Source organism: Dietzia maris, from assembly GCF_036287335.1.
In the GTDB taxonomy this organism is placed as follows: domain Bacteria; phylum Actinomycetota; class Actinomycetes; order Mycobacteriales; family Mycobacteriaceae; genus Dietzia; species Dietzia cinnamea.
Map to the genome: position 1 here is coordinate 328372 of NZ_CP143053.1, position 26837 is coordinate 355208.

Genomic DNA, 26837 nt, shown 5'->3' on the forward strand with positions numbered 1-26837 from the left:
ACCGCGCCGTCCCGATAGGATTCGGAGCATGAGCGGACAGAACCACGACGAGCGACCCGGCGCGGACGGTGACGTGCGCTCGCCACGGGAGGGTGTGGACCCGGAGGTCCTCGAGTTCGCCCAGATGCTGTTCCAGCTGGCCCGGGACGGCGAGACGGAACGGCTCGCGGCGTATGTCGACGCCGGCGTGAGCCCTGACCTGACCAACGAGCGGGGCGACGCCCTGCTCATGCTCGCCGCCTACAACGGCCACCCGGACACCGTCCGCGCACTGCTCGAGCGGGGTGCCGAGGTCGACCGCGCCAACGACCGGGGTCAGACCCCGCTGGCCGGCGCGGTCTTCAAGGGGTACGGCGAGGTCGTCCGCGTGCTCTACGAAGCCGGGGCCGACCCGTACGGCGGCACGCCCACGGCCGTCGACACCGCGCGCATGTTCGAGAAGGACGCCTTCCTGGAACTGTTCGGCGTCTGAGGGGGCCGCGGCGCCCGGCCGCGACTGGCCGCTGGGAGGATTCGCGCGGGCCGCTAGGCTGAGATGCGTGATCGATCTCAAGCTGCTCCGCGAGAACCCCGACCTCGTCCGCGACTCCCAGCGCACCCGTGGCGAGGATCCGTCGCTGGTCGACCAGCTGCTGGCCGCCGACGAGGCCCGCCGCTCCTCCATCGCGGCCGCGGACTCCGCCCGCGCCGAGCAGAAGGCCCACGGCAAGAAGGTCGGTAAGGCCTCGCCCGAGGAGCGCCCGGCGCTGCTCGAGGCCGCGGGCGCCCTCAAGCAGGCGGTCAAGGACGCCGAGGAGGCCGAGAAGGCCGCGGCGGCCGAGGTCGACCGGCTCCAGCGTCTGCTGTCGAACGTCGTCGAGGAGGGCACGCCCGCCGGCGGCGAGGACGACTTCGTGGAGATCGAGCGGATCGGCGAGATCCCCACCTTCGACTTCGAGCCCAAGGACCACCTCGAGCTGGGCGAGAGCCTCGGGCTGCTCGACATGGAGCGGGGCGCGAAGGTCTCCGGCGCCCGCTTCTACTTCCTCACCGGCTACGGCGCCCTGCTCCAGCTGGGCATGCTGCAGCTCGCCGCGCAGAAGGCCACCGCCAACGGCTTCACCATGATGATCCCGCCCGTGCTCGTGCGGCCCGAGATCATGCAGGGCACCGGGTTCCTCGGCCAGCACGCCGACGAGGTCTACCGGCTCGAGGACGACGACCTCTACCTGGTCGGCACCTCCGAGGTCGCGTTGGCCGGCTACCACCAGGGCGAGATCCTCGACCTCTCCGCCGGTCCCAAGCGCTACTGCGGCTGGTCCTCGTGCTTCCGCCGCGAGGCCGGCAGCCACGGCAAGGACACCCGCGGCATCATCCGCGTCCACCAGTTCGACAAGGTCGAGATGTTCTCCTGGTGCAAGCCCGAGGAGGCGCACGAGGAGCACAAGCGCCTGCTGGGCTTCGAGAAGGAGATGCTCGAGGCCATGGGCCTGCCGTTCCGCGTCATCGACATCGCCGGCGGCGACCTCGGCTCCTCGGCCGCGCGTAAGTACGACTGCGAGGCGTGGGTGCCCACGCAGGGGACCTACCGGGAGCTCACGTCGACGTCCAACTGCACGACGTTCCAGGCCCGCCGGCTCGGGGTGCGCTACCGCGACGACGAGGGCCGGACGCAGACCGCCGCCACCCTCAACGGCACGCTGGCCACCACGCGGTGGCTCGTGGCGATCCTCGAGAACCACCAGCAGGCCGACGGGTCGGTCGTCGTGCCCGAGGCGCTGCGGCCGTTTGTCGGAAAGGACGTGCTCGAGCCGATCCGCTGAGGGATCGCCGACCTCGTCGTCGTCGTCGTTGTCCGGACCGTCACGGGCGGAACAGCATCATCACACCGCTCGCGCTGGCGCACGTGCGGCCGTCGGTGTCAGTGACCCGCACCTGGACCACGCACGTCGACCGGCCGGCGTGCTCGACCTCCGCGCGGATCGTGGCCGGGGTCTTATCCAGGCGCAGCGCCCGGATGTAGCGGACGGTGAGGTCCAGCGTGCTGTACCCGGTGCCAGGCTCGACGACGGTCGCGGTGGCGTAGCCGAGCGCCGAGTCCACCCAGCCGGAGACGATCCCGCCGTGGACCGTGCCGCCGTTGTTCAGCGCCCACTCCGCGGGCTCGGCCGTCATGGTCACCGCGCCCTCCTCGGCGGCGGTCAGCCGGACCCCGAGCGAGTAGGCGCCGGGGGAGAGGTGGCGCTCCCCGGCGATGATCGCCCGCAGAGCGTCGAGACCGGCGTGCGGCGAGCGATCCGCGGCGTCCGGGAGCGGGGGCCAGGAGTAGTGACGGCTGCGCGTCACGGGATCGACCGAATCGAAGGGGGCGTCGTGGTCCACCCCGCCGAACCTACCGGCGGTCGCGGACACCTTCCGCCGCGGGCCGCTACCCTGGGGCCCGTGGAGCTGCTCTATACAGGGATCATCGGGGTCGCCCGGACGATGTTCAAGGTCCAGGGACTGGACATCACCGTGCGCGGGGAACACCACTTCCCGGCGGTCGGCGGGGCGGTCGTGGTGATCAACCACACCGGGTACTTCGACTTCGTGTACGCCGGCCTCCCCGCCCGCGTGCACAAGCGGTTCATCCGCTACATGGCCAAGCACGAGGTGTTCGAGCACTCCGTGGCCGGGCCGATCATGCGCGAGCTCAAGCACATCCCCGTGGACCGCACGGCCGGCAAGGCGTCGTTCGACGAGGCCGTCGAGCGCCTCAGGGCCGGTGAGCTGGTGGGCGTGTTCCCCGAGGCGACCATCAGCCGCAGCTTCGAGATCAAGGGCTTCAAGTCCGGTGCGGTGCGGATGGCGCTCGCGGCCGGGGTGCCGATCATCACCGTCACCATCTGGGGCTCCCAGCGCGTGTGGACCAAGGGGCTGCCCAAGAAGCTCCTGCGACCCAGGGTGCCGATCATCATGGAGGTCGGCGAGCCGATGACGGCGTACGAGCCGGTGGCCGAGTGCACCGAGGAGTTGCGCTCGCGGATGCAGGCGACCCTCGAGCGACTCCAGGACGAGTACGCCGAGCGCTACGGGCCGTACCCGGCCGGCGCCACCTGGGTGCCGGCCCGCCTCGGAGGGTCGGCTCCCACGCTCGAGCAGGCCACGGCCCTGGACGAGGCCGAGCACGCGGAGCGACTGCGTCGTCGCGCCGAGAAGGCGGCCGCCGAGGGCACGTCGGTGGCTGATGTCGACACCCCGGAGGGACCGGCGGGCCCGGACGCTCCGTGAGCCGGTCGCGGCCGCTCCTCGTCGCCACGGACGTCGACGGGACCCTGATCGGCTCGGACGACCTCGTGCCCGCCGCCAACCTGGCGGTCGTGGAGGACCTCGTCGCCGACGGTGCGACCTTCGTCCTGGCCACCGGTCGGCCTCCGCGCTGGCTCGCGCAGGTGGTCGACCAGTTGCCCGTCGCGCCACTGGCGGTGTGCGCGAACGGCGCCGTCATCATGGACACCGGCAGCGGCGAGTTCCTCGAGACCAGCCTGCTCGACCCCGACACGCTCGCGGCGATCGACGAGGTCCTGCGGGAGCGGCTGCCGGGCAGCGGGATCGCGGCCGAGCGGCTCGGGGCGGACGCCGCCGACGCCGACTTCGTGGCCAGCCCGGACTACGAGCACGCCTGGATCCACCCCGCGCATCTCGAGGTGGGGCACGCCGAGGTCCTCTCCGAGCCGGTGCTGAAACTGCTGGCGCGGGTGCCCGGCATGCCCAGTGCCGACATGCTGGCCGCCCTGCGAGGTGAGGTCGACCACCTGGCCGACGTCACGTATTCCACGACCAACGGGCTGATCGAGTTCGCCGCCCGCGGGGTGACCAAGGCGAGCGGGCTGGCGCGGATCGCGGCGTCCACCGCGGCCGCGACCGCCACCCCGTCCGCGGAGGTGCCCGTGACGGTCGCGTTCGGCGACATGCCCAACGACCTGGAGATGCTGCGCTGGGCCGATCACGGCGTCGCGATGGGCAACGCCATCCCCGCGGTCCACGCCGCCGCCGACGAGGTCACGCTGACCAATGACGAGGCCGGTTTCGCGCACGTCCTGCGGCGCTGGTGGAACTGACCCGCGGGGAGCCAGTGCTCCGAAATAGGTCGCGGACCGGTCCCCACCACTTCCCCGGTGTACCCCTCGCCCCGGTGGGGGAGGGGCACACCTGGTGGGAGCCGGTCCGCAAGTCTGAGATGGCCGCCGCGCCGGGAAACCCCGAGGCGCCGTGCCGGAGACCGCGCGGGTCACCCGCCGCGTGCGCGGCGGGTGACCCGGACGTCGGTCAGGGGTTGGGCTCGACGCTGAGCTGCTTGGTCTCCGGGTCGTAGACGAGCGTGCCGCCGACGAACCGCTGGGCGATCGTGCCGTCCTCGCGCTCGGCCTCCGCGGAGACCGGCAGCCCGAGCGGGCCGTGCTCGAAGCCCTGTGCCGCCCACGCGTCGCCGATCACGCCCCACACCGGGTGCGTGCCGGTCTCGGGGGACGAGTACAGCGCGCCGTTCTCGTGCTTGACCAGCGAGACGTTGCCGAATCGCTGCACGCCGGACAGCGCCTTGCCGAGCTGGGCGCCGAGCTGTTTGCCGAGTCCGCGGAAATCGCCGCCGGCCAGGTTCTCCACCGATCCGAGGTCCACGCCGACGGCGTCGCCCACCGAGCCGGCGTCGACCGGCAGGTCCGCGAGGGTCTTGCCGCCGAGCAGGGCGCGGGTCAGGGCCGCGGGGTCGAGCCGGCCGCCGGTGAGCACGGTCCGCAGCGCGGAGACGACGGCGTCCTGGATGCCCGACTGGGTGATCGCGGGCAGGCCGGCACTTCCGGTGCCACCACCACCGCCGGTGCCACCACCACCGCCGGCGCCGCCACCGCCGCCGGCGCCGCCACCGCCGCCGCCGGTGCCCGGGTTGGACGGGGCCGGGGACGAGCCCCCGCCGCCGCTCTTGGCGTAGGAGGCGGCGATGTCGCGGATCTGGCCCATCTTGGCGTAGCCGGCCTCGCCCGGGCAGGTGGTGAGGCCGACGTCGCGGTGGGCGAAGATGTTGGGCAGTCGCACGGCGGTGCCGTACGAGTACTTGGTGTACGAGGTGCCCTCGGAGTAGTGGGTGTCCGAGCCCTTGGGGTCGACGCCCGCGACCGACAGACGCCAGCCGATGATCTCGCCGACCTTGCGGATCGTGGCGTCGGGCGGGGAGACGGTCGAGTAGTCGCCCATCATCGAGATGCCCCAGGTGTTGCCGTTGAAGCCGCCGGCGTGGGCGCCCTGGACGTTGCGGTCGAGTCCGCCGCGGCGGCCCTCGAAGGCCTGCCCGTACTTGTCGACCAGCACGTTGTAGCCCACGTCGCACCAGCCGAGCGTGCGGGCGTGGTACGTGTAGATGCCGCGCATGACGCCGGCCGAGCCCTCGCGGGTGTAGTTGTTGCTGCCGGCCGTGTGGTGGACGACCGCCGCGGCGAGCGTGGGGTCGTAGGAGGTGCCGCCGCAGCGGATCGACTCGTCGGCGCCCCAGCCGGCGCGGGTGATGATGGACGGCTGCCTGGCCGCGATGTCACCGTGCGCGCCCGTGCCGCCGGAGGCGGTGACGTCGGCGAACGCCTCGGGGTCGGGCGTCGGGGTGTCGTCGGGGGAGAGCAGGACGGCCTGCACCGAGTCGGGGTCGAGGTCGGTGGTCTCGGCGACGGGCTTGATGTCGGCGTAGCGGGTCGGCGCGGGCGGGGTGCCGTCCGACGCGGGCCGGGCCGGCGCGGAGGTCGGGCCCGCGGGGGTGGCCGGGGTCGGCGCCGACGACGGCGTGGGGGCCGGGTCGGCGGTGCGGGCGGCGGCCACGTCCTCATCGGTTGGGGCCTCGGCCTCGTCGGCGGACCGGGTGTCGGCCTTCGCGGGCTCGTCGGGGGTCGCCTCGGGCGCGTCGGCCAGGGAGGTGTCCTCGATATCGATGCCGGACAGCGAGATCTGGACCGCCGTGGTGTCGAGCCCCAGGTAGACGGGCTCGGTGCCGCCGGTGCCGGTCACGCTCTCGCCCTTGCCGTCGGTGGACTCGGCCTCGTACCAGGGGCCCCACGTGCCGTCGGGGTTCTTGGCGCGGACCTGCGCGACGGCGGCCGGGTTGTGGCCCTTCCACGTGACGCCGACCATCGAGAACGGCGTGTCGGACGTGACCTCGCGGACGGGGGAGCCGCCGGAGGCGACGTCGCTGTCCACGCCCGCGGCGGGCGGTGCCTCGGCCAGCGGGACCGCGGTCTCGCCGGTCGGCAGGCCGCCACCGGCGGTGGCGGTGATGTCGTCGCCGGACTGGACGACCTGGTCCGCCCCGTACACGGCGAGGGGCGTGACGACGGACGCCGCGACCGCCACCGCCAGGGCGAGGGTCCGGCGTCGACCGCTGACGTACAGGGGGCGGCGTCGTGTTCTCAAGGGCTTCTCCAGATCAGGGTCTGTGACACGCGGCTGCGCGGGCCGCGTGGCACTGCTGCCCTCGGGGCCCCGCCGGAGCGAGACCACAGGGACGTGTGTGACGAACGGGGTCAATGTTAGCCAAGAAACGACTGAAACCAAGTGGTAAAACTGTGAATATCGGGACTACAGGGATGTAGTTTCGAACCGACGTACGACGACGAGAACGCCCGACCAGCACCGTGGGCCACTGCAGTCGCGCCGGGAAGTCGTCCTCCTCGTCGTCGTCGGCGTGCCCTGAACCCACCCCCGACCCGCCGGATACCCTTGGACGCGGACCCGCGCCGACCGGCGCGTGGCCAGGCGGGCGGACGCCGCGCGCGATCCAGCGACGGACCACCGCCACGGACTACGGGAAGGCTCGAGACTTATGGCAGGCGAACGGCAGTGGGGCACCTATGACCTCATCGTGGTGGGGTCGGGTTTCTACGGTCTGACGGTTGCCGAGCGGGCGGCGAGCGAGCTCGGCAAGCGCGTGCTGGTGCTCGAGCGGCGCCACCACATCGGCGGCAACGCCTACTCCGAGCCCGAGCCCGAGACCGGCATCGAGATCCACAAGTACGGCGCGCACCTGTTCCACACCTCCAACGAGCGCGTGTGGGAGTACGTCAACCGCTTCACGTCGTTCACCGGCTACCAGCACCGCGTGTTCGCCATGCACAAGGGCACCGCGTACCAGTTCCCCATGGGCCTGGGCCTGATCTGCCAGTTCTTCGGCCGCTACTACTCGCCCGACGAGGCCCGCGCGCTCATCGCCGAGCAGGCCTCCGAGTTCTCCTCCGAGGAGGCGGCGAACTTCGAGGAGAAGGCCATCTCCCTCATCGGCCGTCCGCTGTACGAGGCGTTCATCAAGGACTACACGGCCAAGCAGTGGCAGACCGATCCCAAGAACCTGCCCGCCGGCAACATCACGCGCCTGCCCGTGCGGTACACGTTCGACAACCGCTACTTCAACGACACCTACGAGGGCCTGCCCGTCGACGGCTACACCGCGTGGCTGGAGAACATGGCGGCGCACGAGAACATCGACGTGGTGCTGGACACCGACTGGTTCGACGTCCGCGACGACGTCCGCGCCGCGAGCCCCGACGCGCCGGTGGTCTACACGGGTCCGCTGGACCGCTACTTCGACTACGCCGACGGCGAGCTCGGCTGGCGCACCCTGGACTTCGAGACCGAGGTCCTGCCGACCGGCGACTTCCAGGGCACCCCGGTGATGAACTACAACGACGCGGAGTACGACTACACCCGCATCCACGAGTTCCGGCACTTCCACCCCGAGCGCAAGAACTACCCCACGGACAAGACCGTGATCATGCGCGAGTACAGCCGCTTCGCCGAGCGCGAGGACGAGCCGTACTACCCGATCAACGAGTCCACCGACCGCGAGCGGCTGGCCGCCTACCGCGACCGGGCCAAGGCCGAGACCGCCGCCAACAAGGTGCTGTTCGGCGGCCGCCTGGGCACGTACCAGTACCTGGACATGCACATGGCCATCGCCTCGGCGCTGACGATGTTCGACAACACCCTGGCGCCGCACCTGCGCGACGGCGCCCCGCTCGCCGACGGCTGACCGCCTGCGAAATCCGCTACCCCGCGGGGGGATCCGCTACTCCTACCGGCGTAGCGGATCCGTCGTCGGGGTAGCGGATCCGGGTGCGGTGTCCGCGGGCGCGTCGGCGACCAGCCCGTGCACGGCGGCGTCGCGCTGCGCCGCGTGCACGATCGTCGGCTTGGCCTCACCGAGGTGCTCCAGCACGGGCGTGACCGACGTCCAGAAGCGGCTCAGCGAGCTCAGGCCCTCGTTCTCGGCCCGCGCCTGTGCGCGTTGGGCCCGCGTGTCGTCGGCGCGCGTGGGGTGCAGGGCTGCGCGCTTGCCCTCGATGTGGTCGTCCTTGCGCTGCGAGATGACGTACCCCAGCGCGAACGCCACGCTCCGCGGCATCCGCCCGGACAGCAGCACGTGCGCCTCCGGGTAGTCGTCCAACACCTGTTCCACCGCCCCGGACAGCTCCTCCACGAGCCGCGCGAACGTCCGCCGGTCGATCTGCCGCCCGCTCGCGCCGGGATACCACCGTCCGGCGGGGAGCGTCCAGGGGCGGAGGGTCGCGGTGGTGTCCGATTCGGAGTCGTCGGTTGGTGCGGAGCCGGCGGTGGCGCGGCCCGCGCCGTCGGTGGGGGCGTGGGTGGGGGCGACGACGACGACGAGGTCCGCCGCCTCCCGAAGCGGATGACCCGCGTCCACCTCGGAGACCGGTCCGCCCCCCTCCAGCTGGAGTGAGAGCCAGACCCGCCGCACGGAGATCCGGTCCGCCGGCGCCGCGACCGCCGACCCGGCGGGAAAAGTCACCATCGCCAGTTCCCCGCGGGGTTGGCTGCGGCGGGACCGCCACCGGCGCTCGGCCCACATGTCGTCGCCGTCGTCGAAGTACACCGTCCGCACGCCCGTGTCGCCGCCGGGCAGGCGACGCCTGCGGGCCTCGACCGGCAGTTCGGCGAGATGGGTGCGCTCGCGCAGGAGGACGTCGTATCCGACCGCCAGCGCCGCCGGGAACGCGAGGTTGGGGGCCAGGACGAAGCCTGTCGCGTCGTCGTCGTCGTTCATCGCCCGCTCGAGCTCGTCGGAAATGTGGTCGACCTCGCGGCGCAGGTCCACCACGGCGTTGGCGGTGCCGAACCAGCCCGTCGCCGAACGGAAACCGAGACTGCGGGCGTTGGCCACGTCCACGGCGGCGCGCATCCGGTCCGCGCTCTCGGCCGGCAGCAGGCGCAGGTAGTACAGGGTGCCGTTGTGTGCCATGAGCCACGCGCGCAGGGCCATCGCCACCACCAGCACGAGCAGGGTGCCGATGAACCAGCCCAGCCGGGACGGCGAGGTACAGGTGTCGGACCACAGGTCGGACACGGTGGAGATCGTGCACGACGCGTCGCGGGCGACGAGGTCCTCGGCGACGAGCCCGCCGAACGCGGTGGTCAACGTGACGGTGATGGCGATGAGCGTTTCGAGGAGGAACACGCGCATGAGCGTATCTGTCGCCTCGGACACCGGCCGCGAAGTGGCGGCGCGGCCTCCCGGGCGGGCCTAGGCTTCTGGCATGACCCGCACGATCGCCCGGCCCCTGCCCCGCACGGTGCCCGCTGCCGCCGTCGACCCCGTCCCGGGCCGGGCGGCGGTCCTGAGCGGCGTCGCCGCCGCGCTGTTGCTGGCGCTGTTCCTCCTGCCGTTCGCGCCGGCCCGCGCCCAGGCACCCGCCGCGCCCGCGGACCCGGCCGAGGCACCGGCGGCCGCCGAGGTGGCCGTGGGCGTCACCGACCGGGCCGGCGTCCTGTCGTCCGGCGACCAGGACCTGCTGCGCGCCGAGACCGGACGCATTGCGTTCCCGCCGCAGGTCGAGCGCGTCGAGTACCTGGTCTTCGACGACGACGGCGACAACCTCAACGACACCGTCGAGCGCTTCGCCCAGTCCGAGCGGCCCGACCTCGTCGCGCAGGACAAAGAGAAGTGGGCGCCGGGCATTCTCATCGTGGCCAACGACACCGAGGCGCGCGACGTGGGAATCTACTGCGGCGATGACGTGTGCGCGGCGCTCGACGTCTTCGAGGGGCGTCATCTCGACGGCGCGCTGGAGGCGATGAAGGACCCGATGCGACGCGAGAACCACGCTGCGGGGCTGCTCGCGGGGGCGCGGGCGGCAGCGGATCCCACGGTGCTCGCGCCGGAGCCGGAGGGCATGCCGGCCTGGCTGCCGTGGGCTCTCGGTGGCGCCGGGGTGGTGGGCGCGGGCGCGATCGGTGCGGGCGTGGCGGCGAGCCGGAAGAAGAAGGCGACGACGGCGAGGGAGCGTTACGACCGGGTCTCCCGCGAATACGGGCGGGTCGCGCAGGAGCTCACCGGGTTGGACGTCCGCGCCAACTCGCTCACCTCCCCACTGGCCGACGACGAGCTGAGGTCCCAGTGGGCGGACGTCCGGGACCGGTTCCTCTCGCTGGACACGGTGATGGGCCGGATCGGGGACCTGCGGCCCGACTCGACCGACGCCGAGTTCCGGGCCAAGGCCACCGACATCGAGCTCGCGCACACCACGGTCGACCAGATGGAGATCGCGGAGAAGAACATCGACCAGCTGTTCCGGATGGAGCAGGGCGACCCCGACGTGCGCCGCCGCCAGCTCGGCGAGCTGCACGAGGACATGGTCGCCGCCGCGTTGGGGACGAAGGACGCGAGGTTGGCCGCGGAGGCCCGGGCGCTGGACGCGCGGGCGGACGAACTCGCCCGTGACACGCAGGCACCCGGCTTCATGGACCGGTACGCGCGGCTGGTGGTGGACTACCGGCTCGTCGTGGAGGCGATCCGGGAGCGGGAGATGTCGGACGTCAAGACGGCCGATGACGCGGGCGACCGGCACGCGCCCCGGCTGTACGACCGTGACTGGCGCGCCGGCTACGGCTACAACGGCTTCGTCCCGTATTCCGTCGTGTCGAGCTGGCACGCCCGGGACGTGCAGGCGGCGCAGTCGGCGAGCTCGACCACCACGAGCTACTCCAACGCGTCGTTCTCGGGCGGCGGCGGGTCGAGCGGGTACTGACCCGCCGCCCCGCCGCGTCAGCCCTCGACGATCTCCACCGACTCGATGGTGTGCGTGGTCTGGGGCCGACCCTGCGGGCTGCCGTCGGACTCGATCGCGGTGACCGCCTCCATGCCCTCGGTGACGGTGCCGAAGAGGCTGTAGTCCGGCGGCAGCGAGACGCCGGAGTCACCGGTGACGATGAAGAACTGGGAACCGTTGGTGTCCGGCCCGGCGTTGGCCATGGCCACCGACCCGATCTCGTACTCGCCGCTCGCGGGCAGCTCGTCGGCGAACTCGTAGCCCGGGCCGCCGCTGCCGGTGCCCTGCGGGTCGCCGCCCTGGATCATGAAGCCGGGGATCACGCGGTGGAAGGTGATGCCATCGTAGTAGTTGTGGCGGGCCAGGAACACGAAGTTGTTGACCGTCTCCGGTGCCTTCTCCTCGAGCAGGTCCACGGTGACGGTCCCGGCGTCGGTGGTGATGACGGCCGAGTAGTCGACCCCCGGGGTCAGGCACATCGGCGGGGCCGAGTCGAAGGAGGTCGTGCGCTCGTCCGTTCCCTCGGCGGGCGGGCACTCGACGTCGCCGCCCGACTCGCGGCCCTCGGACTGCGCCGCGCTGGTGGTGCCGCCGGTCGCCTGCTCGTCGGACGCCGCGTCGTCGGAGGCGCAGCCGGCGAGCGCGAGGGGCGTGGCGAGGGCGAGCACCCCGAGGGCGGTGCGGACGGTCGGGCGGCGGCGGGGTGAAGCGGTGAGGTGCATGGGACGAGACTAGGAGCGTGGGTCAGTAACACGCCAGTTCAGGTCCGCTGATGGGGCGGGTTCGGCGGGATAATTGTCGTCATGGGCGAGGAAGGGTTGTTCGCCGCCGAGGAGTTCCGCGTCGAGCGGGCTGACCGGCAGGGCGAGGTCGAGCCGGTGGGCGCAGGCAAGACATTTCGGGCGTTCGACCCGGGCCAGGGGTTGTTGCTGCCGCCGTCGCTGGATGACTGGCTTCCGGCCGATCATCTGGCACGGTTCGTGGCGGATCTGGTCGATGAGCACCTGGATTTATCGCGGATCTACGTCTCCTACCAGGAGGGGCGCGGGGCCCCGCCGTACGATCCGCGGTTGATGGTGCGGTTGCTGATCTTCGGCTACACCACGGGGGTGCGCTCCTCCCGCGGGATCGAGAAGGCCTGCACCGACATCGTCGCTTTCCGGTGGTTGGCGGCCGGGGCGGCCCCGGACTACCGCGCGATCGCCAGGTTTCGCAAGAGGCACCTGGCCGCGCTGGGCAACCTGTTCTTGCAGGCGTTGGCGTTGTGCCAGGCCGCCGGGATGGTCACGCTTGGACAGGTCGCGCTGGATGGGACGAAGCTGCGAGCGAACGCCTCCAAACGCAAGGCCATGTCGTACGCGCGGCTGACGGACAAGGAGAAGGTACTGGCCCAGGAGGTCTCCGATCTGCTGGCCGCCGCCGAGGCCATCGACAAGGCCGAGGACGCCAAGTTCGGCAAGAACCGGCGCGGGGACGAGCTGCCCGATGAGCTGGCCCGCCGAGAGTCTCGCCTGGTCAAGCTGCGCCAGGCCAAAGCTGCTCTGGAAGCCGACGCCGCCGCCGATGCGGCGGAGAAGGCTGAGGCTAAGGCCCGCGGTAAGGGCGAAGACGAAGACACCGTCGCGCAGAAGGCCGCTGAGGCCGCCGAGCGCGCCACGCCCAGGCCGAAGGCCCAGCGCAACTTCACCGACCCGGAGTCGAAGATCATGCTCACCGGGGACGGGTCGTTCGCTCAGTGCTACAACGGCCAGGCCGTGGTCGATGCCGCCCATCAGATCATCGTGGCGGCCGAGGTCAACGACTGTGCCGCCGACGTCGGCAACCTCATCCCCATGACCGAGCAGGCCATCAGCAACACGGGGCAGGCCCCGAAGCAGATGCTCGCCGATGCCGGGTACTGCTCAGCCGCGAACCTCGCCGCCTCCGCCGAGGTCACCGGCGAGCAGGGCACCGAGTTCTTCATCGCCACCGGACGACAGCGCAGCGGGGAACCGGCGCCGATCGCCCCCCGGGGACCGATCCCGGCCAGCGCCACGGACAAGCAGCGCATGGCCCGCAAGCTCGCCACGAAGAAAGGCCGAGCGGTCTACGCCCGGCGCAAAGCGATCGTCGAACCGGTCTTCGGACAGATGAGCACCCTGCAGAACGGCAAGCAACTCCTGATTCGCGGTCTGGACGCCGCCCGCGGTGAATGGCTACTGCTCGCTGCCTGCCACAACCTGCGAAAGCTCCACGGTCATATCGGCGCCACCGGGCTCGGCGGCCTCCAGATCGCCTGAACTGGCAGGCCCGGGCGACCTACAGGCTGACCCGCGGACTGAACGCCATCACCGCGGCTTCGCAAACCGAATACCTGGCCGCCAGTGACGCCGGCCCGAGCGCAACGCTCTCACGCACTCCGCCGTACTCTCGGCGCGCTTCGAGCCATTACTGACCCATGCTCCTAGGTGGTGAGCCCGTCCGGGTGGGCGCCCGCATAGGCGCCGGGGTGGGCCTCCGCGGGCGCGCGCGGGTGGGCCCCGCGCGTGGTGGGCGGGGTGCGTCGGCCCCGACGGGTACGATCGACCCGGCTTTCGTCCCGCGGCCGCGCCTCCCCGGCGGCGGCGCAGCGGGCGCGGAGGTGCGACAGGGCACAGCAATGTGGACGAGGGCGGCCCCGGCCGTCGGGACGGGGACACGCACACATGGAACATCACGGCCACCACGAGTTGGTCGACGAGGTCGAGCGATCGGTCGCCGCGCTCGCCGATCCACGTGGCCGGGAATGCCTCCAGCGGATCATTCTTCCGCGGGCCGGCGAGCCGCTCGACGTGCGCGCGCTCTACCTCGACGAGGCCCCCACCAACTCCCGCCGCGCCCACTCGTCCACCCGGACGTCGCTCCGCATCGGTGCGGATTCCGAGGTCTCCTTCGCCACCTACTTCAACGCGTTCGCCGCGGCCTACTGGCGCCGGTGGACGGTCCTGGACGAGGTCGTCCTGCGGCTGACCGTCCGTGGCGCCGGTCGTGTCGACCTGTACCGCTCGAAGATCGACGGCTCCCGGATCGCGATCACCGGGGACGTCGTCGGCGAGCCGGGTCAGGCCGGGCAGGTCACCACGGTCGAGTTCGTGTGTGACCTCGGTCCGTTCGAGGACGGCGGTTGGATCTGGTTCGACCTCACCTCCGACACGGACGTCGAGCTGCTCTCGGGCGGCTGGTACTCCGCCGTCGACGCCCCGGCCACGCGCCCCGACGCCGGCCCGGACGGCCGACCCGACCCGGCCGTGCAGGTGCCCAACGACCGCCGCGTGACCGTCGGGATTCCCACGTTCAACCGGCCCGGTGACGCGGTGGCCGCGCTGCGCGCGCTGACGTCCGACCCCGAGGTCGACGCGGTGATCGACGCGGTCCTCATGCCGGACCAGGGCGACAGGAAGGTCCGCGACGAGCCCGGCTTCGCGGATGCGGCGGAGTTCCTCGGCGACCGGCTGCACATCTTCGACCAGCCGAACCTCGGCGGGTCGGGCGGCTACAGCCGCATCATGTACGAGGCGCGCAGGCTGACGGACTCGCCGTACATCCTGTATATGGACGACGACATCGAGATCGAACCCGACTCGATCCTGCGGGCGCTGGCGTTCGGGCGTTTCGCCACCGTCCCGATGCTGGTCGGCGGGCAGATGCTCAACCTGCAGGAGCGCAGCCACCTGCACACGATGGGCGAGGTGGTGGGCGCTCACGACTTCATGTGGACCGCCGCCCCGCACGCGGACTACGACTACGACTTCTCCACGTACCAGCTCACGGACCGCGACAACCCCAAGCCGCTGCACCGCCGCATCGACGTGGACTACAACGGCTGGTGGATGTGCCTCATCCCGCGCGTCGTGGCAGAGAAGATCGGCCAACCGCTGCCGCTGTTCATCAAGTGGGACGACGCGGAGTACGGCCTGCGCGCGCGACGCGCCGGCCACCCGACGGTCACCATGCCCGGTGTGGCGATCTGGCACATGGCGTGGTCGGACAAGGACGACGCGATCGACTGGCAGGCCTACTTCCACCTGCGTAACCGCCTCGTGGTGGCCTCGCTCTACCACGACGGCGACCACAAGGGGATCATGCAGTCCAGCCTCAAGGCGCTGGTCAAGCACCTGGTCTGCCTCGAGTACTCGACGGTGGCCATCCAGATCGAGGCGATCCGCGACTTCCTCCGCGGCCCCGAGGCCCTGTACGAGTTGTTGCCCACCGCGCTGCCCAAGGTGCGGGCCATGCGCGCGGAGTTCCCGGACGCCGTGGTCATCCCGTCGGCCGTCGACCTGCCCGCGCCGTCGGGCGGCCCGGCCGGGATCCACTCCGAGCCCCGCGGCCCGGTCCGCAAGGCCGTCGCGCTGGCCAGGGGTCTCGCGCACACCCTGAGCAAGGACGACAAGCGTCACCACGAGGTGCCGCAGGCGAACTTCCCGCCGATCGAGGCGCGCTGGTACTCGCTCAGCCGGGTCGACGGCGCCACGGTCACCACCGCCGACGGCCGCGGGGTGGTCTACCGCAAGCGCGACCGCGAGCTGGCCGCCGCGCTGTTCAAGGAGTCGGCGGCGCTGCACCGCGAGCTGTACCGGCGGTTCCCCGAGATGCGGCGCCGCTACCGCGAGGCCCACACCGAACTCGTGACCAAGGAGGCCTGGAGCCGTGTCTTCGATGCCTGATCCCGTGGGTTCGGTCGAGATCCCCGTACCCACCGGCGAGGTCCGGCTCCTGGCTGGGGTGCAGAAGCGCCTGCTCGCGGTGCCCGGGTCGCGTCAGGCGGCCGTGACGCTGTCGCACGTCGGCGAGCACGCCCTCGGTTGGATGGCGATCGCGGCGGCCGGGATGGCCGTCGATCCCGCCCGCCGGGGTCGCTGGGCGATGGTGGGCGTCGGCAGCTTCGGCGCCCACGCCACGTCCGTCGTCGTCAAGCGCGTCGTGCGTCGGCGCCGGCCGGACCACCCGTCCGTCGCCGTGGGGGTGGGCACCCCCTCCAAACTGAGCTTCCCCTCGTCCCACGCCACCTCGACGACCGCGTTCGCCCTGCTCGCGGGGGCGGTGACCGGGGTGCCCGTCGCGCCGGCGCTCGTGCCGGTGATGCTGGCGTCCAGGTTGGTGCTCGGAGTCCATTACCCTTCGGATGTGGTCGCCGGTGCCGCCGTCGGTGCGGGCTGTGCCGCCCTCACCCGCGCGGTCTGGCCCTCGGACGCGGTCCAGCAGGTCCTGCCCGGGGCACTGCGCGACGGCGCGGCGGGCCCGCGCGCCACCCAGATTCCCGAGGAGAAGCGATGACCGATCAGACCGGAGTGCCGGCCGCCCGGGGCGGGACGGAACACCATCTCCTGGGCGCCGAACCGCACACGGCCAACGAGATCGACGACATCGAGGAGGCCGCCGAGGAGTCCGGGGGCGCGCCCCCGAAGAACCTGCTCGACGGGATGGTCAAGGCCCTCCGGCCGCGGCAGTGGGTCAAGAACGTCCTCGTCATCGCGGCGCCCGCCGCGGCGGGGTCGCAGACGCTCACCGACGGCAGCGTCCTGTTCTCGGTCTTCATCGCGTTCGTGGCGTTCTGCATGGCCGCCTCGAGCGTGTACCTCATCAACGACGCGATGGACGTCGAGGCCGACCGCGCCCACCCGACCAAGCGTTTCCGGCCCATCGCGGCCGGCGTGCTGCCCGTCGGCCTCGCCTACGCGATGGCGGTGGTGCTCATCGTCGCCGCGCTCGTCATCTCCGTGCTGTTCGCGCACCCGGCCCTGGCGATCGTCGTGGCCGTGTACATCGTGCTGCAGCTCATGTACTGCTTCGGGCTCAAGCACCAGCCGGTGCTCGACATCGCGTTCGTCTCGTCCGGCTTCCTGCTGCGCGCGGTCGCCGGCGGTGCGGCCGCCGAGGTCGAGATCTCGCAGTGGTTCCTGCTCGTCATGGCGTTCGGTTCGCTGTTCATGGCGGCGGGCAAGCGGTACGCGGAGCTGAGCCTGCACCTGAAGACGGGCGCGAAGATCCGCAAGGCGCTGGAGAGCTACACCCCCACCTACCTGCGGTTCGTGTGGACGCTCTCGGCCACCGTGCTCGTGCTCTGCTACGCCCTGTGGGCGTACGACCGGGGCTCGGACCCCAGCCAGCCGGCCGGCGCGGCGATCTGGCTTCAGATCTCGATCGTGCCGTTCACCATCGCGGTCCTGCGCTACGCGGTCGACGTCGACGCCGCGCAGGCGGGCGAGCCCGAGGACATCGCGCTGGGCGACCGGGTCCTGCAGGTCCTCGCCGCGCTGTGGGTCCTGACCGTGGTGATCGGGGTCTACATCGTCCCGTCGCTGGCGTGATCCCGGCGGACGCACGATGTCGGAGGTGACGGCGGAGAGCCGTGGCGGTCGCCGAGTCTCGGCGCGCGACGTGGTCGGACGCGGTCGGGGCGACGCGGTTTTCTGGTCCGGGCTCGCCGTGGTGGTGGCGATCTTCTTCGCCGGCGCATGGCAGCGGCGGTGGATCGCCGACGACGGTCTCATCGTGCTGCGGACGGTCCGCAACCTCGTGGCCGGCAACGGCCCGGTGTTCAACGCGGGGGAGCGGGTCGAGTCCAACACCTCCACGTTGTGGACCTATCTCATCTACGGCACCCATGAGGTCGTCGGCTACCGCCTCGAGCTGGTCTCGCTGGGCCTGGCGCTCACGCTGAGCATGCTGGCGGTGGCGTGCGCGATGCTGGGCGCCCGCGTCATGTACCGCGGGACCCGACGCGCCCCGGCGGGCGGGCCGATGCTGCTCCTGCCGTTCGGCGTCCTCGTCTATGTCATGCTGCCGCCGGCCCGCGACTTCGCCAGTTCCGGACTCGAGACCGGGCTGGTGATCTGCTGGATCGGCGTCATGTGGCTGGGCCTGCAGCTCTGGGCCCGGTCCCCGCATCGCGAGGGCCGCTTCGGCCTGCCCGCGCCGGGGACGGCGGCGATCGCGTTCATCGCCGGCCTCGGGCCCCTCGTGCGGCCCGAGATGGCGCTGGCGGCGGCGGTGTTCCTCGCGATGATGGCGGCGTCCCGCCAGTCGTGGCGGCACCTGGGTTGGCTCGTGGTCATCGCGGGCACGGTGCCGGTCGTCTACCAGCTCTGGCGGATGTCCTACTACGCGCTGCCGTACCCGCTCACGGCCGTGGCCAAGGACGCCGGCGGGGCGAAGTGGGACAAGGGCGCCGAGTACCTGTGGGATCTGCTCGCGCCGTACGTGCTGCTGCTGCCGCTCGTCGCCGTCCTCGTCGCGGGCCTCGTGGCCCTGTGGGCCCGCACGGCCCCACGTCGCGCGGCCGGTGCGTCGTCCGGACATCCGCTACTCCGACTCGGGATCCGCTCCCTTCACAGGGGTAGCGAATCCGGTCCGGCGGTATCGGATTCCGGGTCAGGAGAGGGTGACGACGACGAGGGCGGCCGGCTGCTCCGCCTGCGGGGGCGGGTCCGCTCCACCCCGGTCGTCACGGTCGCGTTCCTCGTCGTGGCCCTGGTGATGCTGCTGTACGTCACCCGCGTCGGCGGTGACTTCATGCACGGCCGCGTGCTGCTGCCGTCCCTGTTCCTGATCCTCCTGCCCGTCTCGGTGGTGCCCCTGCCCGTAGGGCCCGCCCGCGGGTCCGCGGACGCCTCCGTGCGGCGGGTGGCGGTACCCGTGACCGCGGCCGCGTGGCTCGTCGTCATCGGATGGGCGGTCACCGTCCAGGTCGTCGAGGACCCCTTCCGCGAGGAGCCGGAGTCCATCACGTCGGCCGGCATCGTCGACGAGCGGCAGTTCTACATCCAGCGCACGGGGCACAGACACCCGCTCCTCGCCGACGACTACCTCGACTTCCCGCGCATGCGCGCGCTCGTGCGCGACGTCTCCCGCAACGAGACGGGGGCGGTGTTCCTGCCGGTGCCGGGTTTTCAGGACCGCTGGGACGTCGTCGCCTACGACCACCCGATGCCCGGGTTGGCGCCGTTCGAACTGCCCGAGGACCCCGTCAAGACCGTCGTGTTCCTCAACCTGGGCATGACCAGCATGAACCTGCCCCTCGACGTGGGCGTGTACGACACGGTCGGCCTGGCCTCGCCGCTCGCCGCGCACACGGATCGGATGGAGGACGGGCGGATCGGGCACGACAAGTTCTTGCCGTACGACTGGGTGCTCGCGCAGAGGCAGGTGATCGAGAACCCGGTCAACTTCCCGCGGTGGATCGACGTCAACTGGGTCAACCAGGCCGAGGTGGCGCTCCAGTGTCCGGCGACGCAGGCGCTGATCGAGTCGTACTCCGCCCCGTTGACCCCCGAGCGGCGATGGTCCAACCTGGTGAACGCATTCTCATTCGCCGAGTACCGGATCAACAGAATCCCTGCTTACGAGGTGCAGAGGTGCGGCTTACCGATGCCTGAGGAGGTGGAGAAGTATCAGGGCACTCGGTAGGGTGGCGCTCGCTGTTGTCTCGAAACGGTAACAGTCAGGGGTCGAATCGGTCCCCGACCTGTAACACCTGTCCCAAAATGCGCGACAGTATCGATGACCTCGATGTCGCAGTTCCGGTCCTTCCCTGGTGGGGCCGGTCCGATGAACGTCACCGATGCCCTGCGGGCACCAGGAACGAACAAAGGAACCAACGAATGTCCCACTCCACCCTCCGGCGCCGGTTCGCCGCCGGGCTCACCGCTCTGGCGACGGCCGCAGGGCTCCTCGTCGGCGCCCCGGCACTGGCCGGCGCCCAGGCGACCGAGCAGGGTTCCTCTGCCAGTCTCGGGTCCGCCGGCTCGGCTGCCCCGCCGCCGGCCGCCCCCGCGTTCCGGCCCGCCGGCGGCAACGAGAACCCGGTCGGTTTCCGCCATTGGCTGCGGCCGGGCTGCGAGTGGGATCCCGTCGCGTCCTGGGTCCAGCTCTGCCACGTGTGGTCCCCGGCGATGAACCGGCACATCAAGGTGCAGGTCCAGCCCGCGCGCTTCGGCGGCAACGCCGGTCTCTATCTGCTCGACGGACTGCGGGCGCGTGACGACTGGAACGCGTGGACCCACGACGCCCAGGCGCAGCGCATCTTCCTGCAGGACAACATCACCCTGGTCATGCCCGTCGGCGGCCAGGTGTCCTTCTACTCCGACTGGCAGCGGCCCATCAACCTGGGCGGCAACCTGCTGGAGTACAAGTACGAGACGTTCCTGACCCGCGAGCTGCCGAACTACCTGGCGGACCACTTCGGCGTGCGGCGCGACAACAACGCGATCGCCGGTCTGTCGATGGGCGGCTCCGCCGCCGCGACGCTCGCGGCCAACCACCCGAACCAGTTCAAGCAGGTGTCGGTCTTCTCCGGCTACATGAACCCGACCGCCCCGGGCATGTACACCATGATCCCGCTGGCGATGTTCGACCAGTGCAAGTGCGACCCGTTCGCCATGTGGGGCCTGCCCGGCGCGCCGGCGTGGGGTCGCAACGACCCGCTGCTCAACGCCGACAAGCTGCGAGGCATCCCGATGTACGTCACCGCCGGCTCCGCGATCCCGGGCCAGTACGATCAGCCCTCGAGCCTGCAGGCCGTGTTCAACACGTTCAACGGCATCATCCTCGAGGGCCTGTCCCGCGGCTCGACCCTTGCGTTCCAGAACACGATGAACGCGGCCCCGAACAAGGCCGTCTTCGAGTACCGCACCACGGGCACCCACAGGTGGGGCTACTGGAACGACGACCTCATCGCGGCGCGCTCGGCGCAGATCCTGAACGTGATGGACGCCCACGCGTGGTGATCACACCGAGTTAGCCGACGAATCGGACTCCCATCAGCGAGTCCTCACCCGTCACACCGGGGCCCCGCGCGTAGATTCTGTGCGGGGCCCCGGTCGCATCTGACCACCGGGTTCGGCCGCGGGAGGGGAACCCGCGGGCGCGCCGCGGACCCGGGCCCCCTATACGGGTGACGCGGGCCGGGTGCGACGCGCGCCCACCAGACGATCCGGCGAGACGACGCGGCAAGAAAGAGAACAACACATGGCGACCCCCAGCGCACACGCGAGCCCCCGTTCCCGGTGGGCGTCCCTCCTCGCGGCTCCCCTCGTGGTGTCGGTGGTGGGGTCGGGCCTCGTCCTGCCGCCCGTCGCCGCGGCGCAGGAGACCCCGACCCGTCCGACCCCGGCGCAGAGCAGCCCCGCGCAGACCGCTCAGCCGCGGTCGACGACCGCCGCGCCCGACCCGGCGGGCGCGCCCGACGCGCCGAGCCTGCGCGTGCCCGCGGCGCCACCCTCCGGCGTGCGACTGGACAAGGTCGAGTGGAAGTCGGCCAACCGTGTGGCCCTGTGGGTGCAGTCGCCGGCCATGGAGCAGGCGGTGCAGGTGCAGCTCCTGCTCCCCGCCCAGTGGAACGCCGACCCCGGCCGCACCTACCCGTCCCTGCTGCTGCTCGACGGGCTGCGTGCCCGCGATGACGCGAGCGGCTGGACTCTCGAGACCAAGGTCTCCCAGTTCTTCGACGCCAAGAACGCGGTCGTCATCCTGCCGGTGGGCGGCCAGTCGAGTTTCTACACCGACTGGGTCTCCGACGCCAAGGGTTCGGCCTACCAGTGGGAGACGTTCCTCATGCAGGAGCTGCCCCCGCTGCTGGCGCGGGACTGGCGGGTCGGCGACAAGCACGGCGTGGCCGGGCTGTCCATGGGCGGCACGGCTGCCATGATGCTCGCGCAGCGCTACCCCGAGCACTTCCAGTTCGCGGCCAGTTACTCGGGCTTCCTCGACACCACCAGCTTCGGCATGCCCGAGGCCATCAAGGTGGCCATGCAGGACGCCGGCGGCTACCCGGCCGAGAACATGTGGGGGCCGCTCGGCTCGGAACGGTGGCAGGAGCAGGACCCCAAACTCCACACCGAGAAGATGCGCGGGCAGAGCGTCTACGTCTCCGCGGGCAGCGGTAACACCGGCCCATGGGACCAGCCGTCCGGCCTACCGGACATCCCGACCAACTTCCCCGGGTACGGGCTCGAGCTCCTCTCGCGGATGACCACCCAGACCTTCGTCAACAAGGCGCGCGCCGAGGGGGTCGAGGTCACCGCGAACTTCCGCCCGTCCGGTACCCACACGTGGCCGTACTGGCAGTTCGAGATGACCCAGGCGTGGCCGCAGTTCGCCACCGCGGTGGGCATCGAGAACGTCGAGAAGCCGTGCGCGGCGGCGGGCGAGATCGCCCGCGTGGCCGAGCGGCAGCCCGGACTCGGGCCGTGCCTCACCAGCGAGTACGACGTCCGGGGCGGCAAGGCCACCGACTTCCGCTTCGGCCGCGTGTTCTGGTCGCAGGCCACGGGGGCGCACTCCGTCCTCGGGGCGATCGGCGCCGCCTACCAGGCCGAGGGCGGACCCGACGGCGTGCTCGGGCTGCCGACGTCCGGGGAGACGACCACCCCGGACGGACGCGGCCGGTTCTCCACCTTCCAGAACGGCGTCATCTACTGGTCGCCCTCCACCGGCGCGCACGCGGTCCGCGGCGGCATCCGGGCGATGTGGCAGGAGCGCGGCGCGGAGCGCGGCGACCTCGGGTACCCGACCACCGACGAGATCACCAACCCCAACAAGCCGGGCGTCGTCCAGGGCTTCCAGGGCGGGACGGTCTACTGGTCGGAGGAGACGGGTCCCAAGGTCGTCGAGGGGGACATCCTCAAGGCCTACCGCGAGGCCGGGGCGGAGAACTCCGAGCTCGGCTACCCCGTGACCGACGAGATCGCCCTCGACACCCGACGCGGCGCGTTCAGCCGGTTCCAGGGCGGCGCGATCTACTGGTCGCCGCGCACCGGCGCCCACGTCGTCCCCCGCGGCCCGGTGTTCGACGCCTGGGGCACGGTCGACTACGAGCGCGGTCGGCTCGGCTACCCGACCGGCCCGCTGCGCAACACCTCCGGCGGCCAGGTGATGGAGTTCGAGGGCGGTCGGATCACCGTGTCCGGTGGCCGGGCGGAGATCTCGTGAGGTCCCGTGCGCTCTCGCTCGGCGCCGCGCTGCTCGTCGCCGGAGGGATGCTCACCGCGTGCGGGGGAGGGGACTCGACGGTCTCCGGCGTGCCGGACTCCGAGACGCTCGCCCCGCCGCCGGGCGGCGGCTCCGCCGGCGCCTCCCGTGTCCCGGCGACGGAGGACTCCGGCCGGTACACGGAGGCGCCGGCCCCCGTCCCCCCGGATGCGCCGGGGTACACCGCGCCGGCCATCGGTGCGCGCGAGCGCGGCTACCTCTCCGCACTGGAGAAGGAGGGCATCGAGACCGCCGACCTGTCGGATTCGCTCGTCGCCGCCGGCAACACCATCTGCCGCATCCGCACCACCGGCGGAGCCGCGGACGAGACCACGACGATCGCCGACGCGGTGGCCGGTCAGATCTCGGCGGGCGGCTACTCCGACCGTGAGGTCGACGAACTGTCCCGGGTCGTCGTGGACGCCTCGGCCGGGCAACTCTGCCCGTAGCGGCCCGCCCAGTGCACTGCCGCCCGCGCGGCTCGAACAGCACGGCGGCGGTCGTCGGCGGGCGGCGGCCGCTCCGGGTGAGCCCGGACACCTCGCCCGGCACCTGAGGAACCCGCGCGGACCGCGGGGCGTTGAACCGGTCGTCGGCCACACGCCACAGTCGTGCGGGAGGTCGGGAAGGAGTTCGTATCGTGGCTCGCGGAACGCGTCGTGGGGGAGGCCGCCGTCTCGGCTGCTCGCTGGGGGCGCTCGTCGTGATCGTCCTGCTCGTGCTCGGCATCGGGTGGTGGCTCGGCAACCGGGGGTTGCCGACCGGCCCCGACGGCCCGCTGCCCGGCCCGGACGAGACCGAGCAGACCCAGCCCGCCGACTGCCCGGACGTCGAGATGATCGCCGTCCCGGGGACGTGGGAGAGCAGTCCCACAGACGACCCGTTCAACCCGGGCTTCCTGCCCAACGCGCTGCTGCGGACGATCACCGACCCGCTGAGTGAGCAGTACCCGGCCGAGCGCCTCGAGGTGTTCACCGTTCCGTACGTGGCGCAGTTCCGGAACCCGCAGCGGCCCGACGAGATCACCTACGACCAGAGCCGCGCGGAGGGCACCGAACGTGCCCGTGCCGAGCTCGCGGCCACACACGAGCACTGCCCCCTCACCTCGTTCGTCCTCCTGGGTTTCTCCCAGGGCGCGGTGATCGCCGGCGACCTGACGAGCGAGATCGGTAACGGCAACGGTCCCGTTCCCGCCGACCGGATGCTCGGTTCCGTCCTCATCGCGGACGGCCGCCGCCTGCCGGGGCAGGGCCAGTCGCCGGGACTGTCGCCCGGCAACGGCCAGGGGATGGAGATCTCCCTGCAGCCGGCCACCGGCCTGACCCAGCTCATCGCGGGTGCCACCATGACCGGGCCACGCCCGGGCGGGTTCGGCGAACTGGACGACCGCACGGCCCAGATCTGCGACTCGCGCGACCTGATCTGCAACGCCCCGCTCAACGTCGTCGACGGTGCGGCCCGGTTCCAGGAGTTCGTCGCCAACAACGCGATCCACGCCATGTACGCCACGAACCCGGACGTCATCCCCGGGAGCACCGTCCCCGAGTGGACGCTGGGCCACGTCAGCGAGCTCGTTGACGCCGCTCCGGAGATCGCCCACGAGTAACCGTCGCGCCCTGCTCCCGGCGCCCGCGGGGCGACACGCCTGGCGAAGCGACGATTCGGAGTTCGGATGTGCCCTGAGGCACGCTGTAGGATCGACAAAGCTTGTCGTCAGTGCACCCGGCATATCCGTGGTCGACGACGTCGACCAACGTAGGACGGATCGGAACGGAGCAACGTGGAGTTCGAGCAGTATCACGACGCCGGTGGGGCGATCGTCATCCCTGATCGCACCACCCTTGTCGACTTCGTCGAAGCCAACGTCTCCGCCGCGCGCCAGGACCCCGCCCATGACGGGCTGGTCTACCGCTATATCGACTACTCGGCCTCCCGTGACGGTGAGGTGCACGAGCTGTCGTGGACGCGGTTCGGCGAGCGGCTCTACGCCATCGCGGCCCGCCTGCAGCAGGTCGCGAAGCCGGGGGACCGCGTGGCCATCCTCGCCCCGCAGGGCCTGGACTACATCGTGTCGTTCTTCGCCGCGATCCAGGCCGGACTCATCGCCGTGCCACTGTTCGACCCGGATGAGCCGGGCCACCACGACCGGCTCCACGCGGTCCTGGGCGACTGCGCACCGGCGGTCATCCTCACCTCGACCGAATCCGCTGCGGGGGTCCGGAAGCTCTTCCGAGAGCTGCCCGCCCGCGAGCGTCCGCGCACCGTCGCCGTCGACGCCATCCCCGACGAACTCGGCTCCGGCTGGTCCCGACCGGACCTCGGCGCCGACGACATCGCTTACCTGCAGTACACCTCGGGCTCGACCCGGGTGCCCGCCGGAGTCGAGATCACGCACCGCAACGTGGTCACCAACGTCATGCAGCTCTTCGACAGCCTGGGTCTGACCCGAGCCTCGCGCGGCGTCACCTGGCTGCCGCTGTTCCACGACATGGGTCTGCTGACGGTGATCCTGCCCGCGATGGGCGGGGCCGCCATCACGGTGATGAGCCCCCGGGCGTTCGTGCAGCGGCCCGGCCGGTGGGTCTCCCAGCTCGGCGCCGCGAGCGGTGGTGACGGCGTGTTCGCCGCCGCCCCCAACTTCGCGTTCGAGCACGCCGCCCGCCGGGGCCTCCCCAGGGAGGGCGAGACCCTCGACCTGTCCGGCGTGACGAGCATCATCAACGGTTCGGAGCCGGTCACCCCGGCCTCCATGCGCGCCTTCAACGAGGCCTTCGCGCCCTACGGGCTCGCGCCGACCGTCATCAAGCCGTCCTACGGCATGGCGGAGGCGACCCTGTTCGTCTCGTCGCCGCGCCGCGACGACGAGGCGATCGTCATCCACGTGGACCGGACGGATCTCAATCAGGGCGTCATGACGGTCCTGGACCCCGCCCAGGTGGAGGGGAACGAGGACGCCATCCCACAGGTCGCCTGTGGTTACGTCGCCCCGAGCCAGTGGGCGACCATCGTCGACGCGAACATCGACGAGTCCACGGGCGAGCACGACGGCACCGGTCGCGAGCTCCCCGAGGGCCGTGTGGGCGAGATCTGGCTGCACGGCACCAACATCGGGCGCGCCTACTGGGGGCGCCCCGAGGAGTCCGACGCCACGTTCGGCAACCGGCTCGTCGAGCGGCTGCAGGATGGCTCCAAGACCGTCCGCGAGTTCGGGACGGTCCCCGAGGACGCGCGGTGGCTGCGCACGGGCGACTACGGGGCGTACGTCGACGGCCAGCTCTACATCACCGGCCGCGTCAAGGACCTCGTGATCGTCGCCGGCCGCAACCACTACCCGCAGGACCTGGAGAACACCGCGCAGGCCGCGTCCGACGCCCTGCGGCCCGGCTTCGTCGCCGCGTTCTCTGTGCCGGCCAACCAGTTGCCGATCGAGGCGCGTAACGGTGCGGAGATCGCCGCCGATGACTCCTCGGAGACGCTGGTCGTGGTGGGTGAGCGCGCGCCCGGCGCGGGCAAGGCCGACCCCGGTCCCATCGCGGACGCGGTCCGGTCGGCGATCTCCGCGCGACACGGCGTCACCGCCCAGGACGTTCTCCTGGTTCCCGCCGGGTCCATCCCCCGCACGTCCAGCGGCAAGATCGCCCGCCGTGCCTGCAAGGCGGCGTACGTGGACGGCACCCTGCGCGGGGGCCACCAGCAGACCGCATTCCCGGACCTGCCGGCGCAGTAGCGTCCGCCGGGCCGGTTCACGGCGCACGGCGGCCCCGGCGCACGGGAACACCGGACGACACCTTC

20 protein-coding genes and 1 pseudogene are annotated in these 26837 nt (G+C 71.6%); 17 read left to right on the forward strand and 4 right to left on the reverse strand.

What is annotated here, in order from left to right:
* Positions 1-28: 28 nt before the first annotated feature.
* The gene (locus VYL96_RS01495; protein ID WP_061227868.1) at positions 29-472 is read left to right on the forward strand and encodes an ankyrin repeat domain-containing protein; all 444 of its coding nucleotides are present in this window, start codon (positions 29-31) and stop codon (positions 470-472) included.
* Positions 473-539: 67 nt separating this feature from the next.
* Positions 540-1802 carry a serine--tRNA ligase gene (gene serS / locus VYL96_RS01500; protein WP_007631882.1) on the forward strand — a complete coding sequence of 421 codons (1263 nt, stop codon included), beginning with the start codon at positions 540-542 and terminating at the stop codon, positions 1800-1802.
* 40 nt (positions 1803-1842) lie between these two features.
* On the opposite strand, the gene VYL96_RS01505 is transcribed toward serS, so the two are convergent.
* Entirely contained in the window at positions 1843-2325 is a 483-nt protein-coding gene (locus VYL96_RS01505) for a PaaI family thioesterase (RefSeq protein ID WP_243699676.1), read from the reverse strand.
* Positions 2326-2421: 96 nt separating this feature from the next.
* On the opposite strand from VYL96_RS01505, the gene VYL96_RS01510 reads away from it, so the two are divergent.
* On the forward strand, positions 2422-3249 hold the full coding sequence (locus VYL96_RS01510; RefSeq protein ID WP_181365972.1) for a lysophospholipid acyltransferase family protein: 828 nt from the start codon (positions 2422-2424) through the stop codon (positions 3247-3249).
* The gene (locus VYL96_RS01515) at positions 3246-4079 is read left to right on the forward strand and encodes an HAD family hydrolase (protein ID WP_131885720.1); all 834 of its coding nucleotides are present in this window, start codon (positions 3246-3248) and stop codon (positions 4077-4079) included. The genes VYL96_RS01510 and VYL96_RS01515 overlap by 4 nt, the downstream gene beginning before the upstream one ends.
* A 208-nt stretch (positions 4080-4287) precedes the next feature.
* Here VYL96_RS01515 and VYL96_RS01520 read toward each other — a convergent pair whose 3' ends face one another.
* On the reverse strand, positions 4288-6411 hold the full coding sequence (locus VYL96_RS01520; protein WP_232302998.1) for an N-acetylmuramoyl-L-alanine amidase: 2124 nt from the start codon (positions 6409-6411) through the stop codon (positions 4288-4290).
* Between the two features lie 409 nt (positions 6412-6820).
* Here VYL96_RS01520 and glf point away from each other — a divergent pair, with 409 nt between their 5' ends.
* Positions 6821-8023 carry a UDP-galactopyranose mutase gene (gene glf, locus VYL96_RS01525; RefSeq protein WP_131885719.1) on the forward strand — a complete coding sequence of 401 codons (1203 nt, stop codon included), beginning with the start codon at positions 6821-6823 and terminating at the stop codon, positions 8021-8023.
* Positions 8024-8065: 42 nt separating this feature from the next.
* On the opposite strand, the gene VYL96_RS01530 is transcribed toward glf, so the two are convergent.
* Positions 8066-9472, reverse strand: a complete 1407-nt coding sequence (locus VYL96_RS01530; RefSeq protein ID WP_061914201.1) for a hypothetical protein — start codon at positions 9470-9472, stop codon at positions 8066-8068.
* 73 nt (positions 9473-9545) lie between these two features.
* On the opposite strand from VYL96_RS01530, the gene VYL96_RS01535 reads away from it, so the two are divergent.
* Positions 9546-11036 (forward strand): DUF5129 domain-containing protein, encoded by a 1491-nt coding sequence (locus VYL96_RS01535; protein ID WP_061914199.1) that lies wholly within the window; start codon positions 9546-9548, stop codon positions 11034-11036.
* A 17-nt stretch (positions 11037-11053) separates the two neighbouring features.
* On the opposite strand, the gene VYL96_RS01540 is transcribed toward VYL96_RS01535, so the two are convergent.
* On the reverse strand, positions 11054-11779 hold the full coding sequence (locus tag VYL96_RS01540; protein ID WP_061914197.1) for a peptidylprolyl isomerase: 726 nt from the start codon (positions 11777-11779) through the stop codon (positions 11054-11056).
* A gap of 81 nt (positions 11780-11860) precedes the next feature.
* On the opposite strand from VYL96_RS01540, the gene VYL96_RS01545 reads away from it, so the two are divergent.
* The 11 genes and pseudogenes from VYL96_RS01545 (at position 11861) to fadD32 (ending at position 26772) form a co-directional block, all read left to right on the forward strand.
* Positions 11861-13336, forward strand: a complete 1476-nt coding sequence (locus VYL96_RS01545; protein ID WP_061917889.1) for an IS1182 family transposase — start codon at positions 11861-11863, stop codon at positions 13334-13336.
* Between the two features lie 405 nt (positions 13337-13741).
* Positions 13742-15742: a glycosyltransferase gene (locus VYL96_RS01550; RefSeq protein WP_131886555.1), complete on the forward strand. Its 2001-nt coding sequence runs from the start codon at positions 13742-13744 to the stop codon at positions 15740-15742.
* Positions 15735-16352, forward strand: coding sequence for a phosphatase PAP2 family protein (locus tag VYL96_RS01555; protein ID WP_061916272.1), 618 nt, complete (start codon positions 15735-15737; stop codon positions 16350-16352). The genes VYL96_RS01550 and VYL96_RS01555 overlap by 8 nt, the downstream gene beginning before the upstream one ends.
* Positions 16349-17386, forward strand: a complete 1038-nt coding sequence (locus tag VYL96_RS01560; protein WP_061916269.1) for a decaprenyl-phosphate phosphoribosyltransferase — start codon at positions 16349-16351, stop codon at positions 17384-17386. Before VYL96_RS01555 ends, VYL96_RS01560 begins: the two co-directional genes overlap by 4 nt.
* Positions 17387-17402: 16 nt before the next feature.
* Positions 17403-19484 (forward strand): arabinofuranosyltransferase AftB family protein, encoded by a 2082-nt coding sequence (locus tag VYL96_RS01565; RefSeq protein ID WP_131886554.1) that lies wholly within the window; start codon positions 17403-17405, stop codon positions 19482-19484.
* Positions 19485-19678: 194 nt separating this feature from the next.
* A complete protein-coding gene (locus VYL96_RS01570) occupies positions 19679-20803 on the forward strand; it encodes an alpha/beta hydrolase (protein WP_131886553.1) in 1125 nt (374 codons plus the stop codon).
* A 565-nt stretch (positions 20804-21368) separates the two neighbouring features.
* A pseudogene (locus tag VYL96_RS17245) lies at positions 21369-22106 on the forward strand (alpha/beta hydrolase); the annotation flags it as partial.
* Positions 22107-22235: 129 nt separating this feature from the next.
* Entirely contained in the window at positions 22236-23006 is a 771-nt protein-coding gene (locus tag VYL96_RS17250; protein WP_375545166.1) for an LGFP repeat-containing protein, read from the forward strand.
* Positions 23003-23494, forward strand: coding sequence for a DUF732 domain-containing protein (locus tag VYL96_RS01580; protein ID WP_061227883.1), 492 nt, complete (start codon positions 23003-23005; stop codon positions 23492-23494). The genes VYL96_RS17250 and VYL96_RS01580 overlap by 4 nt, the downstream gene beginning before the upstream one ends.
* Positions 23495-23685: 191 nt before the next feature.
* Positions 23686-24651: a cutinase family protein gene (locus tag VYL96_RS01585; RefSeq protein ID WP_131886551.1), complete on the forward strand. Its 966-nt coding sequence runs from the start codon at positions 23686-23688 to the stop codon at positions 24649-24651.
* 174 nt (positions 24652-24825) lie between these two features.
* Entirely contained in the window at positions 24826-26772 is a 1947-nt protein-coding gene (gene fadD32 / locus VYL96_RS01590) for a long-chain-fatty-acid--AMP ligase FadD32 (protein WP_131886550.1), read from the forward strand.
* The last annotated feature ends 65 nt before the right edge of the window (positions 26773-26837 follow it).

Excerpts from the sequence above, each read along its gene's own strand:
- VYL96_RS01495 (WP_061227868.1), top strand. The coding sequence starts at position 29 with ATGAGCGGACAGAACCACGACGAGCGACCCGGCGCGGACGGTGACGTG.
- glf (WP_131885719.1), top strand. The coding sequence starts at position 6,821 with ATGGCAGGCGAACGGCAGTGGGGCACCTATGACCTCATCGTGGTGGGG.
- VYL96_RS01530 (WP_061914201.1), bottom strand. The coding sequence starts at position 9,472 with ATGCGCGTGTTCCTCCTCGAAACGCTCATCGCCATCACCGTCACGTTG.
- VYL96_RS01535 (WP_061914199.1), top strand. The coding sequence starts at position 9,546 with ATGACCCGCACGATCGCCCGGCCCCTGCCCCGCACGGTGCCCGCTGCC.
- VYL96_RS01540 (WP_061914197.1), bottom strand. The coding sequence starts at position 11,779 with ATGCACCTCACCGCTTCACCCCGCCGCCGCCCGACCGTCCGCACCGCC.
- VYL96_RS01545 (WP_061917889.1), top strand. The coding sequence starts at position 11,861 with ATGGGCGAGGAAGGGTTGTTCGCCGCCGAGGAGTTCCGCGTCGAGCGG.
- VYL96_RS01550 (WP_131886555.1), top strand. The coding sequence starts at position 13,742 with ATGGAACATCACGGCCACCACGAGTTGGTCGACGAGGTCGAGCGATCG.
- VYL96_RS01555 (WP_061916272.1), top strand. The coding sequence starts at position 15,735 with ATGCCTGATCCCGTGGGTTCGGTCGAGATCCCCGTACCCACCGGCGAG.
- VYL96_RS01560 (WP_061916269.1), top strand. The coding sequence starts at position 16,349 with ATGACCGATCAGACCGGAGTGCCGGCCGCCCGGGGCGGGACGGAACAC.
- VYL96_RS01565 (WP_131886554.1), top strand. The coding sequence starts at position 17,403 with ATGTCGGAGGTGACGGCGGAGAGCCGTGGCGGTCGCCGAGTCTCGGCG.
- VYL96_RS01570 (WP_131886553.1), top strand. The coding sequence starts at position 19,679 with ATGTCCCACTCCACCCTCCGGCGCCGGTTCGCCGCCGGGCTCACCGCT.